We start from the raw sequence: 21153 nt of genomic DNA on the forward strand, positions 1-21153 counted from the left end.
ATTAGGAATAAAATTTTATTTGATCAATGTTTTCCTCGTCACCTTGATTCCGTTCATTTCACATTCCATTAATAAATGTCCTGGCTTCATTATCAATCCTTACGCATGTGTCTCCAATACATCATAATCAATGCTATCACAAACACTGCGAACTTCAAATGTCTCATTTTGATTAGGGTTTGGTTATAAAAAAGAATTCTCCTGTTTGAGTTATCTGACCTGAGTCAACTGCACATAGTCCAGTACGGCTTCATTGACTTTTAAATTCATATTTTCATCGGACGGCTGAAAGGCCAGTAATAGTTCGTGCGTACCAGCAGTCAGATATGCTTCCACTTCATTGGTCATCCCCCAGTTGGACCACTCTCCCATGCCTCGCTGAGGCATAACTATCGAACCTGATTTTTGGCCATCCACGAAAAGGGTACGTATTGCACATTTATTGTCTGTATTCCAGGGGCCATTTCCATTGGCATAGCGAAAGCGAATAAGATATTTTCCACCCTGCTGCAGGGTGATCGGGATCTTTAGCTTTGTGTTACTCTCTTTTGAAATCCTGATAAACCCACTTCCACTATAGTTGACGAGTGAGGCACCATCCTTCGCAGCGAAACCCTCCATTTCAACTTTAACTTCCTGATTATAATAAGTAACAGGTACACTGGTAAACGATGAAACTCCTTGCTCATTTATGGCCATCACTTTATACTGCCCATAGCCCCCGTCAGGTAAAATGTAAGTGGTGTCATTCGTTTGAGACAGCTCTCTGCCATTAAAAAACACCAGATACCTGTAGGCTCCTTTTACCTTTGCCCATCGTAGGACATCATTTTCCAAACGCACAAGAGGCTCTGACGGAGATACTTCATTTTGCTCTATGTTATATGGCTGTGAATGCGCTAGCTTGTTGTTCATTTCGATTATCACCTGATGATGCCCCTTATATCCGGCAGAAATTTCCATTTCCTGTTTTTCTACACCATCCACTATCAATCGTTTGATTCCGTCTCCGTATCCTCTTACCTCAATATCCAAAGTGGCATCCCGATATCGAAACCCATTGACATGCTTAACCCCTCCATAAGCTCGTGGTATGAATGGTTGGAATAGCAGCTTATCTGGCTGAAAAGACATTCCCAAAAAGACTCTGTAGACCATTGCAAGGTTTCCTGCCATACTCCATAGCATTCGGTCTGAGTTGATCTGGGTGTCCGCATAATCTCCATTCTCTGCTACAAAATTTTCCTTATTGGTCGTAAAAAGTGCTGCGGGACGATAAATTGAAGCCAAACCATGTAACAGTGCCTGCTCGTTTCCAGCCTCTTTTATGGCCCAGTTCCAGTATCCCTGCACAAAAGGCCAAATACCGTTGTTATGATAGGGAGGCACATTGGGAATCTGCGGATAGATACAGGGAATGCCAAAAGACATCACAGGAGTATTTGCCACCACCTGTTGGATGCGCTCCGGCGAGGCTACACCATAAAGTACGCTCAAGGCTTCACCCAGTGCTTCAGAGCGTGGAGATACATTCATGTAATAACGACCGTAGAGATATTGATTGTAATAGTCTTTTTCATCATTCCACAAGTGATCATTGATTGCTGTCCTTACCAACTCTGCTTTTTCAGCATATTGCATACCAGCGACTTCTTCACCCAGCTCGGCAGCCATCATGGAAAGTATCTCCAGCGCCCTGGAATACACCACATTAGTGCCGAGATTCAGCGACTGAGAGATGTCCACATTATCCATCCAATGGGGATAAGTCTGCTCTCTCCAATCCAGAAATGAAGATTCCCCTTTGAAAAGACCCGTAGTTTCATCATAAACAGTCTGAAAGTCACCAGTCAAAGTATTACTGATGATGCCATAGGCTTGCTTAAGCCACTCCATATCGCCTGTGACAACATAAACCTCCCAAGCGGCCAGCGCCCAAACCACCCGATCTGAAGATACAGGCCAGGCACCTCCCGATCCGGTATCTTGTATGATGCGATCAAGTTCATCAACTTTCTTCATCAGACTTATCTTGGCGATGGTCGGCTCGATGTAAGCGAAAGCCAGCAAAATACTGTAGCTGATATCTCGAGTCCATACACCCGACCATTCTTTCCCTGTCCTGAAGGTGCTATCATCTTCGATGTTATAAATCATCTCATCCAGGGCCATATTGTAAAGTGCATCTACCAGCAGCTGATCAGAACTGTATGAAGGGTAGGCTGAGATGTCGTTTTGAAGGGTCCATTGTTCTTCTGCCGGAGCTTCAGGATCATGCGGGTTCAGAATAAAAGTGCCTTCATAAATGCCATCAGCATCCGAATCTTCTAACAAGTATGAAGGATTCGTGTGCAAATTATCAAAGTCCCAACTTAAAGGCGCCGAACCTCCTGCGATGTAAACTCCTTTGAAATCCTGTTGACGAATCTGATCACCATCAAAAGTGGTATAATAGTCTTTTTCCTGAAATTGTTTCAGTACAGCATTCATATCCACCCGCACGGTAAATTTTGTGTTTGCGGGTAAGGTGCCAGGCGCATCAGGTTGTATGTAAGACGCTGGGTCCTTAGCTCCGAAGCTGATGACCGGTGAAACGTATTCGCCACTCTGAGGCACAATGGTAAGCGCATGATCCTGTCCTGAGGATGCCTCATTGTCTTTTCCATTGATCGAAAACTTGAATGACAAAGTGGAAGAATACTGTGTCCTGGCGGGGCTTATATAATCGGAAACTATGTGGGTTCGATCAAGAGCTTTTGCCTGATATGGCCCTTGTACCACCTTGTCAGAAAAAACTGTATACTGCTCAGACTGGTAAAGCACTTCCGACTCGCTACATCCCGTAAGCCCCACCACAGCGCTCACAGCACAAAAAAATTTCCTAAAATCCATTTGTTCTTAATTAATTTGAATTCAGTCGGACGAAAAGGTGAAACCTCGCTCCGATATATTAACTTTTATTTCGAGATGATTCATTTCAGTATTCCACCACCAACATATCCCAGAAAGTGAGCGAAGGAAGCGTGAGTGAAACCTGGCTACCGTTTTGCACAAAATCAAGCTCATGGGAAACCCCCTGATTTACATCCGGGGAAGCCCACCATACTCTTGTTATCGTTTGATTGCTGATAAAATTGACCCTAAAGTTTTTCACCTCTGCCGGAAATGGCTGGGTACCGTTATTATCACGCCAATTCAAGCTATTAGCACTATTAAAATTGATCAAGTGCACCACCCGTCTATTGGCGAATTCTTTGCCAAACACCGACACATGCCCTATCTGAGGAGGCCAAGAACCTATATTCATCTTACCATCTCCAGATTGTAATTCGGGGTAGATAAATTCCCCTCCATCCCGAAGCAAATTCTGATATGCCACCATAAAGTCATAATACTCCATGAGTGCACTTTTGAGGTCATCCCGCATTTTCAGGTTGTTGTTAGGGAAATACTCCTTGGCAAGCATATGCTCTCCTAACTCCAGGTGTGCTCCCCCAAACGCAAAAATTACAGCATCTGCGAGGAGTACAGCCGGTGTATTGAATGATCCGGGGCTGTTGGCCAAATCATAGTTCATGTATGCGGCCAGTACCGTATTCAGTTTGCCATTGCTCCATTCATTATTTTTAAGGATGATGTCCGCAAGAGCCTTGTAGGTGTTGTTTGGATCCCAAACTTCAGTATAAGCAAAATCCACGGCAGTGCTCAATATCTCTGCTTGCCCATATTGGTTAACCGCATTTAGCACCATTTTCTTATCTGGAAAATCTGCGTACAGATTGTTTAGAAAAGGGGCATACGTCTCATTTAAGGAGATTACATTCCCGAAATAATCAAATACCCTTCCTCGATCCCCCAATTGATCAAGATGCCAGCCATCAAACTCCAGGTGATCGTATACAAGTCTGGTCTTTTCAAAAATGTACGATTGCCACTCTTGATTTGCGGGGTTGGTTACCAGAATGTCACTCTCCCAATCGTCCGGAAGGTTATGCTTATTCACATTCTGGTGATTGGCATCACTGTATATCATCCACTCCTCTGACACTCCATCTGTTGCATAATCATCCCACGCTCCATAGAGCAAGTTGTACTGCATAGAAGCCATATTCATTTCTTGGGCTCTACTGATGTAGCTCTCCACTGTAGCAAAGGAGATTTGTCTTCCGATAACATCTACCCAAGTGGTAGCCGGACTGGTGCCATTCATTTTAAGTGGAGAATGATGCTTATTATGCCAATCATAATACTGCAAGCCGTTGATATGATAATCTTTTAAATTAGTGAGCGTGCTATTGATTTCAATATCAGAGAGGTTTCCAAACTCCGACAGAAAACCATATCGTGGAAATCTGGTCCAGTCCGAGGAAACGTCCACAGCTACAGAGCTAATGACCTCCTCTTCTCCATTTACGAAATGAAAAAATTCAACCATATACCCTTTAAAATCTTCAGTTGGGGGCGACCAGGTCCAGGTCTTGCTGGTCATTGGCTCCTCCATCAGCGTTTCATTTAAATGTCTGTACCTCACGGTTACTTCTTGTGGCACGTTATCAGCTGTGAAGGTCACCTCAGAGCCCGGTGTATATCTTGCCTGATCGGTTACTACTTTCAGGTTGATGTTCTTTACTGAATCCTCCGGTTCGTACACGAAATCATCATCCCTCTCTTTACAAGACGTGAAAGTGAACACCAACAATATCAAAACCACCTTTACCAAATCACTCTTCATCATATCATTTCATTTACAAGTGGCGGTGGCAGGTTGCCACCGCCCTTGTGTCTATTCACCACTACCTAAACTTATGCTTTACTACTGTCTTTCTATGGTCATCACTCCTGCATCCAGGTCAAAGGTGATCTCATAGTTGCCGACATCTCCAGAAGCGAGCTTCCATTTATTATCCGGACCATCACATCCTTGCGTGAGAATGTACTCCGTATTGGTAAGAGACTGATTTCCTGTAGCGGCATTAATCCACTCTCCCCCACACCAGTCACCAGCAAATTTCGAAAACTTGAATTCGCCTGTGGCGTTGTCTGCACCCAACGGGCCATTGAAGGTGAAAACACCATCGCTATATGTCATTGGCTCCGGGTTTCCAATGTTCCAGCCATTCGGGCCACCATCACCTATTATATACAGGGTCACAGGATTTATTGAGATGGTATTTTCCAGCGTGTTTAAGGAGACTTTATATCGCCCCTCCATCTCTGAAGTGATCTGCCATGTATTGTCAACATCGCACCCGGAGTTTTGCTCTACCAGGTTGGAAGTGATATCCTGGTGCTGCTCCAAAGGCCTAAACCATTCACCACACCAGTCACCAAGCGGGCCTGCAAATATCTTGAATTCGCCAGGCGTTAAATGGGCTTCATAGGTGAATATGAAAGGATTACTAGCACTTTGCGTCATCTCTTCAGGACTATCAATGTTCCACCCGCTTGGTGTTGCATCTCCAACAATCCAAAGAGCAGAAAACGTAGGAGCTTCTACTGCCTTTATGCTAAAAGTAAGCGCAATCAGATTGACCACTATCTTATACTGACCACCATTGGTGATCCTCCACTGCAAGTCATCGCCGCTTCCGCCTTCATTGTATACTAGTACTGTTGAGTCAGCAGGATCTTTGGTGTAGAAATCCTGGCACCAGCAACCTTCCTGGCTAACCGCAAACTTGAAATTTCCGGGAGAAAGTGCTCCCTGATAAGTAAAGACCCCCGCCTCACTGGATGAGGGTGTTAGCGCTGTAGCGTTCGCAATGTCCCAACTATTGGGAGTGGCGTCACCTACCAGATAAAGCTTTGAAGATACTGGCTCGAAAGGGGTAACTACTACTGAAGTGGTGTCGATCTGAGGCTCTCCGTTACCGTCGGCGAGTGTTGCTGTGATACGTGCCACCAAAACTATCGGACTACCAGGTTGAGCTCCAAAAGTAGAACGCAGAATATTGTTCAAGGTGCCATGCTCATAGGAAAACGCGAAGGTGTTTTTCCCCATATCGTACACCAGCGGAGAGGAGAAATCATTGCCTTGCATGTCCACTTCAAGCAGGTAGTCGATAGACGAACCGGTACCATTATTATTTGCTGGAGTCCAGTTAAAAGTAAGCTTGTTAGATGCAAATTGCTCTTGCAATACTAAAACGCTATCAGAAGTACTAAGACTTAGTGTTCCGTCTTTTATGATCTGGTTATTTTCTAATTCGTCCACACAAGATGCCAGAAGAAATATTACCAGAACGGATGCCAGAGCAGAGAATAAATTGATTTTATATGCCTTTTTCATATTGGTTTGAAATTAGTATCCTGTGTTTTGCGATAATTTTGGATTGGTATCTATTTCCTTTTGTGGGATCGGTAAGAGCAAATGATTTCTTGTCGCATTTGTTTTGCCAATAGAATGCAGAAAATCAAGTGCATATGTCCCGTCTTCAACTCGGATTAGATCAAACCAGCGCTGACCTTCAAAAGCAAGCTCTACCCTTCGTTCATGCAATACCGCTTGACGAAAGTCCTCTTTGCTTAACCCCGTGGCAATATCATCAAGGCCAGCACGATCCCTCACACGATTGAGTGGTGCTTCTGCTTCGCTGGTTCTATCCAGTTCGTTGAGCGCTTCTGCCTTCATCAATAGCACATCTGAAAAACGCAGTATTGGAAAGTTGAGTGGACTATTGTCATAAGAAGCAGAGACCGACAATGGAACCAAAAATTTACGAACATTATATCCGGTAAGAGAATATGCCGCATCATAGGAGTTACCTGCAAATTTTGGACCTCCCTCATATAATATTGTGGACTCTTTTCTAAGGTCATCCTCTTCATAAGAATTCACAAACTCCTCGGTGGGTTGATTCCAACCATAGGCGCCTGCCACAAAATTTGACCCTCTTGGTCCCATGAATGCACTGGCCCAGGATGCCTGGTTTTCGTTGCTCCAGAAATTGTAGCCACCGTTACTGGCGTACTGTACCTCAAAGATAGACTCTACAGAATTTTCCATTGCTGGGTTGAAGTTATCGGCATAGTCCTCGTTGAGGTCGTACCCAAGTCCTTCTAACTCTGTGGTCAAATCCACAACCTCCTGCCAGTTAGCCAATGTTAGGTGAACTTTAGCCAGCATGCCTAACGCAGAGCCTTTAGAAGCTCTGCCCAAATCATTGGCGGAGTACGTGCTTTTTTCAGGCAATAGATCAGCAGCCATCTCCAGGTCTGAAATGATCTGCTCCCAAACGAGCCCTTCCGGATCACGTGCAGGATATAGATCGTCATCTGCGCTCTGAGGTTCTGTAATCAAAGGCACATCTCCAAAAAAGCGAACGAGAATGAAGTAGTAGTGTGCACGAAGAAAATATGCCTCTCCCATGGACCGATCTCTGATTTCCGGAGTAATGTCAAGTTCAGGTGCTACTTTCAGAGCAATGTTTGCCCTCAGGATGCCTGGCCATGGCCCTCTCCAAAGATCAAGAACACCGGCATTATCAGACGTGGTAACAAAATTTGACAAATCCTGAGTTTCGATACCGTCTGTACCGCCACCTGCACCGACAATACTGTTACCAGCCATGATATCGGTTGTCCACATTCGTAAATTATACAGTTTTGGCCATTGCAATGGCTGATATGCGCCATTTACAAGGGAGACCAACTCAGATTCATTGGTCGGATAATTCTCCGTATTAATTGTATCAAGAGGAGCTTTATCCAAAAAATCTTCGGAACAGGCTGCACAAACCACCACAGCCATGGACAGGTAAATATTTCTTAGCAATTTCATGTTAGTCATCTTTAAAATTTGACATTTAGTCCAATCGATACCGTTCTGGTAACCGGATATAGGTTATTGTCGATTCCATCTACACCGACTTCAGGATCAAGGCCAGAATAATTAGTAAGGGTGAATAGGTTTTGACCTGATACGTAAACCTTTGCACCACCAAAGCTCCCTTTACCGATAACCTCAGAAGGAATATTGTAAGCCAGTGTGATGTTTTTAACTCTTAGGTAAGAGCCATCCTCAATGTACCGACTTGAGGGTCTGGCATTGTTGTTAGGATCACCATAAATAGCCCTAGGTATGGTATTGCTGGAACCAGGTCCTGTCCACCTGTCAATAACTGATGCGTTCTGGTTGGTAGTGATTGACATTCCTTCGGTATATATCCTGTTGGCATTGAAAATGTCTCTTCCCTGAACACCCTGCAGAAAGATATTTAATGAGAAATTTCCGTAGCTGAAGGTGTTATTCAATGAATAGATAAAGTCAGGGTTGGGATTGCCTAAGAAAGTTCGATCATCGTCATTGATGATTCCATCATTATTTAAGTCCTGAAACCGGATGTCACCTGCCGATGTGCTGGTCGCTGATGAGCTTCCAGGGATCTGTACGGCACTTAGCTGTACTTCCTCATCCGTCTGAAAGATTCCTTCTGTCACAAATCCGTAGAAGACATTGACCGGATATCCGGGCTGTATCCGGGCCAGGTTATAGTTAAGCCCTATTCCCCCGCGGGTCAGCGGCGTTTCACTATTGATATCAATCACTTCATTGTGATTGAAAGAGAAAACAACATCAGATGTCCAGATTAATTTCTCATTTTGAATATTGGTGGTATTAACAACTACCTCAATACCCCTATTTCGCATCTGTCCTGCATTTATGGATGGCACATAAATATCAGAATAGCCTGATGTCACCGGGACAGCCTGGGGAACCAGCATATCTTTCGTATTCTTGATATATCCATCAATAGTGGCATTTACTCTCCCTTTGAACATTGACAAATCCAATCCGACATTTATTTGCTCCTGTGACTCCCATCGAACATTAGTGTTAGGAAGTACTGTCGGCACTACAGCGCTCACAAACGTGTTATTGAAGTTGTATCGGTAAGTGTCGTAAGAGGATGCGAATGAATAGTTTCCAATTTCCTGATTTCCGGTAATACCATATCCACCTCTTATTTTCAGGTCCTCGATGAAAGCCACATCGAAGAAATCTTCCTGTGATATTCTCCAGGCCGCAGACCCGGAAGGGAATGTACCGTATTTATTGCCCTCGCCAAACCTGGATGAACCATCCCGCCTTACTGTTCCAGTGAGGTAGTACTTGCTTTCAAAGTCAACGTTGAACCGCACAAAATAAGAAAAAAGGGCCCATTCAGATCCACTTCCATCCAAGTTCATCTGAGCGATTCCATTGTTCAATGTTTGTGTTTCTTCACTTTGAAAATCCTGAATGGAACCACTGATAAATTCGAAATCATTTTGTTGTGCACTTGATCCAATGAGCGCAGTTAAATTCAAGCCGTTATCTAAACTTTGCTGATAAGTCAGGGTATTGTCCCACAATAAAGTGATGCTCTGATTAGCTGCTTCATACAGGTATGCATTTTGTGCAATATCTGAATCCCATTCATAAGACGGAGTCCACGTACGATTTTTCCAAATATTAACTTCTATGCCTCCGAGCGACTTAAAAGTGAGGTACTTTAAGAATGTTATTTCTCCAAAGAGCGAACCTTGGGCATTGTATCCACGAGTGCTCATATCCACAATTGTGGCTTTCCCAATCGGGTTATCAACATCTCCAGAGTACAAAGGTTGTCCTATTGCGCCCGAAAAATCTCCATCCTCACGTCGTATTGGCTGGGTAGGTAATGACAGGATGGCATTCTGAATGTTAAAGTCTCCCTGTTCTTTGATGTCATGATTGAGTTTAAGACTGTTACCAAACTTTAGGTTTTTGGTTACTTCAGTATCAGTATTCAACTGGAAGTTGAATCTCTTATAATCGGTGTTTAGTATGATTCCCTGCTGATCAAAATAGTTTAAAGAAGTATACACCTTGGATTTGTCATTTCCATTGGAGTATGAAAGCGCATAACTATTTATTTTGCCCCTATCAAAAAATGCCCCTAACCAATCCGTTCCGTTTCCTAGAGATTCAGGATCGTTAAAATCAGGATTGGGATCCAATCCACCATTGGTCAACATCTCATTGCTTAGTTGAGCAAACTCCCTAGCATTCAAAACATCGAGCATATTGGTAGCTTCGGTGATTCCGGTATATGCATCAAATGTTACCGATGCTTTCCCCTTTTTTCCTCGTTTGGTAGTGATCAACACCACCCCGTTTGCCCCTCTAGCTCCATAAATGGTTGTTGCCGAAGCATCTTTCAGCACTTGAACAGACTCTATGTCATTCATGTTGATTTGGTTTAGCCCGCCATTTAAAGGCATACCATCCACCACAATGAAGGGGTCGTTATTATTAATCGTGCCGATACCTCTTATTCTAAATGTAGGATTACTCCCTGGTTGTCCGGATGTAGTAACGCTAACTCCAGCGGCTCTACCTTGAATAGCATCACCAATATTAGATACCGGCTGCTGCCCCAAGTCATCTGGATCAACGATAGATACTGCACCTGTCAGATCCCTAGTTTTGGTTTCTCCATATCCAATTACAACAACTTCGTCGAGACTGGTGAGGTCTGGAGATAAGGAAGTATTAATGACGGATTGACCTTTTAGCACAACTTCCTGAGACACGTACCCAACAAAGGAGAATACTAGTACAGCATCCTCTGGAACTTCTAAGGAAAAGTTGCCCTCAACATCTGTTATTGTACCTAAAGAGGTATTTTTGACTGTGACCGTTGCACCAGGTAGTCCTTCTCCATTTTCATCGGTGACTTTCCCTGTCACAACTATCTCATCAGTTTGTGGTACATCATCTGAAAACTCCTTCGAATTAGCGTGAACTGCAAGCAGACCACCAACGGCCCAGAAGAACAAGGCCAGCTTCGCAGTTTTCCTTGCCACAATCCTAAACAGGATGGGGGCGGGAAAATTCGTGTGTAAAATTGAACTCATACGCTCGTGTTTGTTTGGTTTAGACATAATTGAAAATCAAGATCATTGTTGTGATCATGTCGACTAAGCAAACTTGTTGAGTATAAAAGGAATTAGGAATTTTTCGGCCCTTTAGGTAAAATATTTTCAATCACAGAGTCTCGTAACTCTCTGATATTGAAATATTTTCAAAATTAACTACCGGCAGATGAGGTAAACAAAAAGTAAAGGGTTTTGATCTGTTTTGGAGCGCAGAGAACCTGACATTGTCATTCGAATGCCTTAATTCCCATTAATTGAACATCAAACTCATCACTGGAAAGAACGGATAGTTTCTTTACCTTATTCTTATAATTGTAGATAGTGCGCACCGAGTAGCCTAGAATACTAGCGATCTGCTCGTGCTCAGTAATGCCGATTCGGATCAAAGCAAAGATTCTTAGCTCAGTTGGTAAAGGCTTATTTTCATCCAACTTAAACTGGTATTCTTCTTTAAAAAACGCATTGAAATCAGCAATGAAATTGGGAAAGAGTTTGAGGAAAATTTCATCAAATTTCCTATTCAACCTTGCCGTCTCGCTCTCTATATCAAACTGTTTAAGGGTGTATTTCAAGTCATCATATCTCTTTTCAATCAGCTTCTTACTTATCTCCATTTTGAATTTTTCAAGCTTATGGAGATATTCCGAATCTTTGGCAAACGAGAAGCCAACATACTCCTCTTTGATGGTATTGGACTCGATCAGCTTCTCGTTTAGTTCTTTCAGACTTTCGTAGGCAAGAGACAGGCTTCTCTTGGTTTTATTTAGCTTTTGATTCTGTCTGTATATAATGAAAGCGAACAAAACAATAAGGAGTGAAAGAAGGCTGACCAATACCAGGTAACCCAAAAGTTTCTTGCTCTTATCCTGAGCATTTAGCAGCATAGCACTCTCAATCAGCGGTAACAGGCTTGAAACTTGAATGACTCGTTGTTTAGCTCCGTAAAATTTAGCATCTGTTGCTGCTTGATTAATATAGATCGATGCTGCCTCAATGGCACCTTGCTCATACATGTAACCCGCGAGTTCCATTGTAGCCACTGTTTCTTTCGTAGCAGACTGAATATCAGCAATCGCTGCGCGAATGATCATATCGAGGTATTCTTCCTCATTGTTGAGTGCCCTATTGATTTTACCTAATGAATAAAATGCCATCGCTTTCTGATGTCGGCTAACATCGAATTGCTCTATAATTTGATGGAAAAGGTACAGGGCCTCCCGGTAATTACCACTTGCTTCTGCTTTCAGACCTTTTAACCGATAAAATTGGAGTGTTTTATCTTCAGTCAATGACAATGCTGAATCGAGATACAAGTTGCCGAGGTTACCATAACTCTCCACAAAATAATCTACATCGTTGAACGAACTTAGGTCGAAGTAGGTGCGCCCCATAGATTCATAGTATCTGACCCACAAGCTTACAGGCAAATTGGATGCGTTAACACTTTCCAAAGTTTGATATGCCTCCTTGTACATGCCTGCAGAACGAAAAATAAAAGCAAGATTTAACTTGGCTTCAGCTTGTCTTGGTGAATCAGCCATTTCTTCCGCTAGTTCCAACATCTTATTTGCATACTTAAAAGCGGAATCGAACTGAAAAGAACTGTATTCAAACCAGAGTGAATCAGATACCTGGAAAAGCTCAAGTTCTGACATTTCACTGCTTAGCATCTCTCTATAATGCAAAATCCGCTGCTGCTTCTGCTCAACGTATTGACCCTGATTGATAATAACCTGATTTAGTTCATACAACAGGCTGTCGGTGTTTGCCCAGCTGGTCAAAGCAAGAATGATCAATGGAAAGCACGTAAGCAGAAAGCGCATAAACATGAGAAACTAATGAAAAGAACAAGGTAAAATAAGACTAAAGAAGTAACAAAATTAATTAGATAGGCTCTCAATTAGTCGACCGAAGATAATTAAGTACTGGAGTCAAAGCAAGGTATCCAATAGATAGCCCCTTGTTCTGGTAGATCATTCATTTGGTTAGCCTTCGCAGACCTGATCCCCAAAACAAAGAACCCTGACTATTGTCAGGGCTTTGCTTGCAGTGGAGGAGGGATTACTCATTCACACAACCATGCCGCACTATCCCCTTGTGAATCTCCTTCATCGATTTCGAACCAAGGTTCTCATCCCAGTTCCTTAAAATAAAAAAGCCTTCTTACAAGTGCAAGAAGGCTTTTATGCAGAGGAGGAGGGATTCGAACCCCCGGTACCTCGCGGTACAACGGTTTTCAAGACCGCCGCATTCGACCACTCTGCCACTCCTCTGTGTAATATTGGTCTACATCCAAACAGGATGCTGCGTTACCAAAATTCGTTTTCAAGACCTTATTCATCACGATCTTGTCCGCGAAATTGGAACGCAAAAATAGTGTATCTAATGAATTAGACAAGTGTCCGATATAATTTTATTTTAATCAGGCAAAATTGCCTTCTCCTCATCCCAAATCTATCACTTTCCCCTGTTCAGCACTCTCGAAGGCTGCGTCGATGATACGCATCACATTCACCCCATCCTGTGCGGTGACGGGCTCGGGCAGATCGCTGGTTAGTGACTGGTAGACCGCCTCATAGTATTCCTTGTAATCCCCCGGGAGGGTCTGAATGTTCTCACGGATCACCTTGCCCTCCACCTCCGTATGTAGCAGCCCCTGCTCCGTATCGGGCTCCACTCCATACTGCGGATCATTGGGTTTCATGCCGGCCTTCAGCTGATCTTCCTGTACATCAGCCCTTGATTTCAAAAACGTTCCTTTCGTACCGAAAAAAGCGAACGAAGGAGTGGGCTCCCGGAAAAAATAGCCGCCCTTCACATGGACACGCATTTTGTCGTATTTCAATAATATATCGAAGTAGTCGTCTACCTGAGAATCCGCTCGAGTAGTGGCAATATCGGCAAAAACGGATCGGGGCATTCCAAACAGGCACAATGCCTGATCAATCACATGTGCACCCAAATCCTTAATGATTCCTGCTCCCGCACTTGGTTTTTCCTTGTGAGTTTTGGGACTGAGTTGGGGGGTATACCGTGCAAAGTCAATACTGGCTTCCACAATGTCTCCCAGCAAACCCTGCCGTACCACGTTCTGCACTGTCTTGAAGTCACTGTCCCACCGGCGATTCTGAAATACGGCCAGCTTCAGGCCCTGCGCCCGGGCAAGTGCCTGTAGCTCCACGGCCTCTGCAGTGCACCCTACAAAAGCCTTCTCTACGATCACATGCTTCCCCGCATTCAGGGCTGCTTTGGCATATTCGTAATGGGTATAAGTGGGTGTATTCACCACCACCAGCTCTATACGATCATCTGCCAGAACAGCTTCCAAACTGTCATAACTGTGCGTGCCTGGATACTGGTCTGCAATGGCCTTCGTGCTTCGCTCCCACGAACCCAGCAAGGTAAACCCGGGATGCAGGTGAAGAAAAGGCGCGTGAAAAACCTTGCCGGACATGCCAAACGAAAGTAGGGCTGCGTTGATGTTAGTCATGCTACAAGTTTAAAACATACAATCCATTCCTGAAATCTTTCAGCAGGGTTACTCATTCGGTTTTTCACAAAACGCCATTAACAGGTCGCCCCACACGCTAAATTGAAAGGGAATCTTTGCATCGATAAACCAGAAAGCCCGGAGACGCTGTGCTTTACAGTGCTCCGGGCTCTTTTGTATCCAACTCTACCTGACCTTGTCAGATTAAAACTATTGGATATGTACTTTTTTGACAGTGCGGATCGAGGGGCCTTCGATCTCCAGTAGATACAAGCCACGCATTACTCCCGCAGGAAGGGTAATTTTTATCTCTGGTGATTGCGCACTCCAAAGACCTATGGCTCTGCCTGACAGATCGGTCAGCTTAAGAGAAACGCCTCCTTCCACCTGAGGCAATGATACGGTAAACATCCCATTCTGCACTGGATTAGGATAAATGGAGAATGATGGTGTCAGTTGCTGCTCATCAGATACTTCTCCCAAGCGTGCACCGCTTAGGTTTTCAAAGCTCCATAACTGATGATCCCCACTACCAGAGTTGGACTGCACAAGCTTAGTCCCGTTGGAGGTGCTTGATCCAGGCACTTCCAGCACCTTATTGCTGTGCGATGCTATGATTTTGAAGTAGCCGCTCCCGGCATCCTGAATTTGCCATTGCTGATTGGCGCTACCAAAATAGTCCCATTGCTGAATTTCCTTTCCATTGGCATTGGAGGCATCCAGCACATCCAACACTTTGCCGCTATGCACCGCAGTGAGTTTATAGAGACCGGACCCAACACTCTCAACTACCCATTTCTGATTGTTACCATTGGCCCAATCCCATTGGTGGATGCGAGCACCATTCGATGTAGATACGCCGGAGACATCCACCACCTTTCCACTGGCCTTATTGGTGATCTTATAGGTACCTCCGGAGACTATTCCTCCTCCAGAGGTGCCCTGAGTGGTTGCATTGGCCGTATTGGACCAGGCAGAGCTCCCGGCGCTATTGGAAGCCCGAACACGGTAATAGTAGGTAGTGGAAGCACTCAGGCCAGAGCTGGTATAAGTGGTAGCATCAGCACCGGGGGTAGCTATCTGCACCCAACTACCCGATCCGCTTGGCGATCTCTGTACTTCGAAATTTACTTCATTGCCGGAATTGTCAGTCCAGCTGAGGGCTATGCTACTTGAAGACTGAGCACTGGCACTCAATCCACTGGGTGCCTGGGGTACGGTGGGCCCGGCTCCGAATTTGAACCAATTCAGGTTCCCTATTCCGTTGCCCCCTTTGAAAACCAAATAAAGATTTTGGACACCAGAAGCTCCGGATACACTTACAGTTCTGGTAACCCATGATTGCCAACCGCCAGTGTTTCCAACAGATACAGTAGCAATCAACGCACCACCAGTACTACCCAGTCTAAACTCAATGGTTCCCGTAAAGCTGGCATTGGAGGCTATACGCGCTTCCAGACTACTCGCCCCACTACCAAAATCCACATTGCTATACGCCAAATAGTCGTTGGTATCAGCATAACCCACATTTTGTCCTCCACCAGTGTCACTGGTGGTTTCAAGCTGTGTACCACTCTGACTGGTGTAACTTTCAGCCTCCACAGTATTGAAAGGGTTGATGGTCGGCTGATTGTGAGTGGTGGCACTGCTGGTGTTAGACCAGGCCGAATTGCCCGCACTGTTAGATGCACGAACCCGATAATAGTAGGTAGTAGATGCGCTAAGCCCAGTGTTGGTATAGTCGGTGGTATTGGCACCAGGAGTGGCCACCTGCACCCAACTGCCGGATCCCGTGGGTGATCGCTGTACCTCAAAATTTACTTCATTGTTAGAATTATCACTCCAGCTAAGGGCTATGCTGCTGGAAGATTGCGCGCCAGCATTCAATCCACTGGGAGCAGAGGGAATGGTGGGTGGATTGGTTTCTCCTGACCACACAAATGTAGCTGCTGATGATCCCGGCAGACTATAAACAAATGATTGACCACCGAACACCACCTTCACGTTTTGAGCACCCCCTGAGGAATTGTATGCCAATACTACCTTGGAGCCATCAGGATTCGAAAAAGCTACATTGGATATGGAAGCTGTGGTATTAGACTCTATTCTTACGGCACCGGGCTGTACAAATTTAGAAACCTGACTAATGATGTAGTAGGATACATTTCGGGTAATGCTGCTACTGCTATTGACAGTAACTGCCCCAAGGCATTCTGAGCATCCCCCTGGCGTTTTAGGCCCGTAGCTGGAGTTTGTGGCAAGGTTCCACTCTATCACAGATTTTGACCAGTTGCGCATAGACCCAATCACCACATTCTGCATGTGCCACCCTAAATCACCCGAAAAATTACCATTGGTGCTGGTAAACTGCTCAGTGAAGTACACGTTTTTACCCGTCTGATTCTTCACCGTAGACATGGCCGAAATATTCCCTCCATAAAGGTGAAAAGCCGCTCCGTCAACATAGCTGCTGTTGTTGAGTACATCTATCGGATAAGCCGTATTGTCGCAGTTGTGATCAAAAGCAATGATCTTAGTAGCGTGACCGGAGCTGGCGATGGCTGGCCCCAGGTTATTGTTTATAAAATTTTTCTGCTCCGTGGAGTTCATGAGCATGCTTGGTTCATTGAACGGGTTTTCAGGCTCATTTTGGGGAGTAATGGCCCAGATGTCTATCCCCAGGGCGGACATGGCATCAAGGTACTTCACAAAATAGGTTGCATAGGCCGCGTAATAGCTGGCATTCAGGCTTCCGCCAATCCAGGTATTGTTCGTCTTCATCCAGGTCGGTGCTGTCCATGGGGTAGCCAGCACTTTGATGTTGGGGTTGATGGTCAGAATATCTTGCAGAATTGGGATCAGATAGGTCTGATCCGGGCCAGCCAAACTGAAATTATTCATATTCACATCTCCGGAAGTTTCATTGTATGAATAGACAGAATTGCTCAGGTCTGAGGCACCAATACTAATTCTCACGATCGATATCGCATTGCCAGAGGCCGGATTGAAGAGCTCATTGAGAAGTGCAGTTCTGGTGCTGGTATTGAGCTGGCTAAGGGCCTCGGCACTTCCCTGAGTAAGCGCAAACCCAAAACCAGTAATACTCTGATAAGTATTTGCATCATTGACAGTGATCGTATTGGGCACATTACCATTGCTCCCAAAAGTCAGGGAAGATTGCTGCTGGAGCTTCACAGACTGATCTCCTTTGGTCAGCCAGACATCCACTGACTGGGCGTTCATCAGCAGTGGCATCAGCATCAAGCCCCATACAAGCGAGGCGATTTTGAAGAATTTAGAATAGTTCATAGTTATTACGTTGAAGGTTGAGAAACAGATTATCTGAAGAATGTACATTTGCCCGCCGATTCACCTGCTTTTTTAAAACAGAAATAATTGCTTAGTTATTAATTCATATTTTAAAGTATTAGCAATTTATCGCTGGTTAAAATGCAAATTCCTCAAACTCAAACCTAGTCACCACCTCACCCCAAATTCCAAAAACAGGGTACACTTTGGTTACATCAGTTCCCTGGATGACTTTCGCCAACCTTACGCCAATTCGTTTATCGTGCTGATTATCAATTAATTAAATACGCCCAGAAAGCATATTATCCGCCACTTTCTGCTGCGAAGGCCTGCGAGAATCGCCCGCTTGGGGTTCTATTAATCCTCCGCATAGACCTGCTTCCACTTCGTGCAATGAATATTTCAACAAATAATACCTGAAGTAGGTGTATTTTTAAATAATGCTAAAAACCCATCACTACTGACGCCACCCATTGTCGATTTTCTAAAATTATACGTGACCTAAAACCCAAAATCGGATTGATTATTTTAGACCGAATGAAAAAGGTGATTTCTCTTATTTTTTCAGGGATGCTGATTGCTCATATTCCTCAGGCACAACCAGCCGCACCCAATGAAATACAGATATTAGGCAAGCCAAGAATAAGGCACTATGATCGCGGAGATTTTCATGGGGACACTCAATTCTGGACCGCCTGCGAGGATTCGCTCGGCGTCCTTTATTTTGGCAACAATGATGGTACCCTCATATTTGATGGTACCCGATGGCAAAACATTACGTTTCCAAACAACTCCTCTACCAGAAGTCTGCATTTTGCACAAAATGGCACGGTGTACATGGGAGGATTTGGGCAGTTTGGTGCAGTCGGCAAAGATGCCTTTGGCAATTACCAATTTGAATCACTCTTGGACCTACTGCGGCAGGAAGATCAAAACATAGAGAATGTTTGGGATATCTGCGAATACCAGGGCTCTGTTATTTTCAGAACCTATAATAAGCTTTTGGCACTTAAAAACAATCAAATCCGTGTGATCCCCACAGAGCACGCCTACTATTCCAATGTGGTGAATGATCAGTTGTTAATCGCCGATGCAGATGGCCTGAAGGTATTGGAACTCAGCAGTATCAACTTTTCCACTTTAGTGACTCAGGAGGAGTTAGATGGTAGCGAAATCTCATCAATACTCCATGGCAGAAATGACCATGAGATGCTCATCACCACAAAAAAAGGAACCCTGTTTTCTCTCTCAGGTCATAAGCTGACCCACATGTTTTCATTAGTCGGTGGCCAGTCCGAATACCAGCTGATTACTGGCATAAAATCCAAAAACGAGATTTACTACTTCGGCACGCTCAACGACCAGATAATCTCTCTTGACAAAAACCTCAACCTCCTTGAATCAGGTAAAGATTACTGGGCCCTTCAAGACAACACGGTACTGAAACTATTCGAAACCCGGAAAGGAAATGTCTGGGCCCTCCTCAACAACGGGCTTGACCTTTTAAATACCTCATCGGCATCCACCATTCTTTTTGAGGAAGCGTCTGTTTTTGACGTAGAGATCAACAGGAACACCCTGTATATGGCCACTAATCAAGGCGTATTTAAGTCAACAGTCAGTGAAAACCGAAAACCACTCAACATGACGCACCTGCTGGAGGGTCAGGCCTGGTCCCTCCAAACGTTTGAGGGAAAAGTACTCTGCGGGCACGACCGGGGATTGTTCGAAATCTCCGAAACAGGGATCACCCGCATTGGCAACATCACAGGTGTTTGGAAGATCATCAAAATCGCTCAGCAACAGAATAAGTACTTGGTATGCACCTATGACGGACTGATTTTAATGGAGTATTCTGACAGTGAAGGCTTTGTACTCAATCAAAAAATAGCTGGTTTCAATGAATCAGGCAGGGACATCTTACAGGCAGAAGGCGAGGGTGTTTTCTGGGTTTGTCATGGATATAAGGGAATCTATCGGTTAAAGCTGGACAAGAGTTTCACCAGGGTGCTGGCCCTGGAGCATTTTCGTGAAAAAGGACTTCCAAGTCCATTCAATATTAACGTATTCAAATGGCAAGGCAAGACGGTATTTACCACCAATCATGGCATCTTCCAGTTCAATGAAAGTACAGACCTATTCGAGGCATTTGCACCCCTCAACCAGGCATTTGGGCAAGAAAAGAATGTGCGCAAAATCATAGAAGCCGGGAACAAGACGTGGTTTGTACTGGACGATATGCTGGGCTATTTTGAAGGGGACGGGTCTGGTGGACTGCAACTTGACCCTTTTCTCGAACTTAAAGGAAGCTTTAACCGTGGCCTTGAATGCATTTACCCAATGCATCAAAGTGTGTTGATCGGAACCACTGAAGGTCTGTTTGCCTATGACCTGAATGCCCTGAAACAGACCGAAAATCAGACAGTGCTCACCAAAGTAACCTTTCGTGTAGGGGCGGAAATAAAAGAAGCCATACTCAACGCTGCAGAACCTATATCCTTGCCAAACAACGTGAGTGACATCACTTTTGAGTATGCCGTACCCGGGATGTCTGATCCTGAGACCGTGCAGTTTCGCTATCGACTTTCGCAGGCCTGGTCTGAATGGGATGCTCAACCTGTCAAACAGTACGAACAACTTAATCCCGGGAAATACACTTTTGAGGTGGGCTCCAGAAGCCTCCTTGGTGAAACAGGCACTATCGCCAAATACGCTTTCAGAATAATGCCTGTCTGGTATAAGACCAACTGGGCCTACCTGGCCTACGCCTGCATGGGGGGCTTGGTCCTTTTGAGCTTAAGAAAACTTGTAAAAGCGAAAATCAGTCGGGAAAAAACACTCACACAACAAGAGGAACAGGAGAAAAGAAACTTGCTGGAGCTGGAGCTGGAGCGAATAAAACTGGCAAGTGAAAAAGAAAAAATAGAGCTGGAAAAGCAAATGCTGGAACAAGATGTAGTGGACAAAAGTAAAGAACTGACCAACTACACCATGCTGCTGGCCAAAAAGCGAGAACTGATCACCAACATCAAAGAAGCACTCAAAGACCTCAAGGAATCCGCTCGCACAGAGGCCAACCGTATGTCCATCAGGGAGATCGTCAGGAGCATCAACATGCACCTCAATGATGAAGAATACCTTAAGGTCTTTGAAACCAACTTTGAGCGGGTTCACAAAGACTTCTTTGATGAATTGAAGGCCAACTTTCCAGATTTATCACCGAAAGAACTCCGACTGTGTGCTCTGGTAAGAATGAATCTGACCAACAAGGATATCGCCCCCATATTAAACATCTCCATAAGAGGTGTAGAAACAGCCCGATACCGCCTAAGGAAACGCCTGAGTATTGACCATGACGAGAACATGGCGTCCTTTCTGGATAAGTTGGCAGATGCTAACCAGGAAGGATAACATGACATACCAACCCAATCCTTTAGACTCCAGTATGGTTG

The 21153-nt window shown here is 44.6% G+C and carries 9 protein-coding genes and 1 tRNA gene; 1 reads left to right on the forward strand and 9 read right to left on the reverse strand.

Translation table 11 applies throughout. From position 1 onward, the window contains the following. Positions 1-210: 210 nt before the first annotated feature. The 9 genes from ACHKAR_RS16150 to ACHKAR_RS16190 all read right to left on the reverse strand — a co-directional run bounded on the left by ACHKAR_RS16150 (position 211) and on the right by ACHKAR_RS16190 (position 17701). Positions 211-2892: an alpha-L-rhamnosidase-related protein gene (locus ACHKAR_RS16150; protein ID WP_395418430.1), complete on the reverse strand. Its 2682-nt coding sequence runs from the start codon at positions 2890-2892 to the stop codon at positions 211-213. Between the two features lie 85 nt (positions 2893-2977). Continuing rightward, positions 2978-4735, reverse strand: a complete 1758-nt coding sequence (locus ACHKAR_RS16155) for an endo-dextranase (protein WP_395418432.1) — start codon at positions 4733-4735, stop codon at positions 2978-2980. Between the two features lie 78 nt (positions 4736-4813). Next, complete coding sequence (locus ACHKAR_RS16160; RefSeq protein WP_395418433.1) at positions 4814-6289, reverse strand: SusF/SusE family outer membrane protein; 1476 nt, start codon at positions 6287-6289, stop codon at positions 4814-4816. Between the two features lie 12 nt (positions 6290-6301). Further along, complete coding sequence (locus tag ACHKAR_RS16165; RefSeq protein ID WP_395418434.1) at positions 6302-7780, reverse strand: RagB/SusD family nutrient uptake outer membrane protein; 1479 nt, start codon at positions 7778-7780, stop codon at positions 6302-6304. An 11-nt stretch (positions 7781-7791) separates the two neighbouring features. Beyond that, on the reverse strand, positions 7792-10881 hold the full coding sequence (locus ACHKAR_RS16170; protein ID WP_395418436.1) for a SusC/RagA family TonB-linked outer membrane protein: 3090 nt from the start codon (positions 10879-10881) through the stop codon (positions 7792-7794). A gap of 248 nt (positions 10882-11129) precedes the next feature. Then, positions 11130-12725, reverse strand: a complete 1596-nt coding sequence (locus ACHKAR_RS16175; RefSeq protein WP_395418437.1) for a DUF6377 domain-containing protein — start codon at positions 12723-12725, stop codon at positions 11130-11132. A gap of 365 nt (positions 12726-13090) precedes the next feature. Further along, positions 13091-13175 (reverse strand) — tRNA-Ser (locus ACHKAR_RS16180). Between the two features lie 170 nt (positions 13176-13345). Then, the gene (locus ACHKAR_RS16185) at positions 13346-14392 is read right to left on the reverse strand and encodes a Gfo/Idh/MocA family oxidoreductase (protein ID WP_395418439.1); all 1047 of its coding nucleotides are present in this window, start codon (positions 14390-14392) and stop codon (positions 13346-13348) included. A gap of 210 nt (positions 14393-14602) precedes the next feature. Then, complete coding sequence (locus tag ACHKAR_RS16190; protein ID WP_395418441.1) at positions 14603-17701, reverse strand: carbohydrate-binding protein; 3099 nt, start codon at positions 17699-17701, stop codon at positions 14603-14605. Between the two features lie 537 nt (positions 17702-18238). Between ACHKAR_RS16190 and ACHKAR_RS16195 the strand changes: the two genes are divergently transcribed. Next, a complete protein-coding gene (locus ACHKAR_RS16195; protein ID WP_395418443.1) occupies positions 18239-21112 on the forward strand; it encodes a helix-turn-helix and ligand-binding sensor domain-containing protein in 2874 nt (957 codons plus the stop codon). Positions 21113-21153 lie beyond the last annotated feature (41 nt).

The organism is Marinoscillum luteum (assembly GCF_044005705.1).
Lineage (GTDB): Bacteria > Bacteroidota > Bacteroidia > Cytophagales > Cyclobacteriaceae > Marinoscillum > Marinoscillum luteum.

Excerpts from the sequence above, each read along its gene's own strand:
- ACHKAR_RS16170 (WP_395418436.1), bottom strand. The coding sequence starts at position 10,881 with ATGAGTTCAATTTTACACACGAATTTTCCCGCCCCCATCCTGTTTAGG.
- ACHKAR_RS16175 (WP_395418437.1), bottom strand. The coding sequence starts at position 12,725 with ATGCGCTTTCTGCTTACGTGCTTTCCATTGATCATTCTTGCTTTGACC.
- ACHKAR_RS16185 (WP_395418439.1), bottom strand. The coding sequence starts at position 14,392 with ATGACTAACATCAACGCAGCCCTACTTTCGTTTGGCATGTCCGGCAAG.
- ACHKAR_RS16155 (WP_395418432.1), bottom strand. The coding sequence starts at position 4,735 with ATGATGAAGAGTGATTTGGTAAAGGTGGTTTTGATATTGTTGGTGTTC.
- ACHKAR_RS16190 (WP_395418441.1), bottom strand. The coding sequence starts at position 17,701 with ATGAACTATTCTAAATTCTTCAAAATCGCCTCGCTTGTATGGGGCTTG.
- ACHKAR_RS16160 (WP_395418433.1), bottom strand. The coding sequence starts at position 6,289 with ATGAAAAAGGCATATAAAATCAATTTATTCTCTGCTCTGGCATCCGTT.
- ACHKAR_RS16150 (WP_395418430.1), bottom strand. The coding sequence starts at position 2,892 with ATGGATTTTAGGAAATTTTTTTGTGCTGTGAGCGCTGTGGTGGGGCTT.
- ACHKAR_RS16195 (WP_395418443.1), top strand. The coding sequence starts at position 18,239 with ATGAAAAAGGTGATTTCTCTTATTTTTTCAGGGATGCTGATTGCTCAT.
- ACHKAR_RS16165 (WP_395418434.1), bottom strand. The coding sequence starts at position 7,780 with ATGAAATTGCTAAGAAATATTTACCTGTCCATGGCTGTGGTGGTTTGT.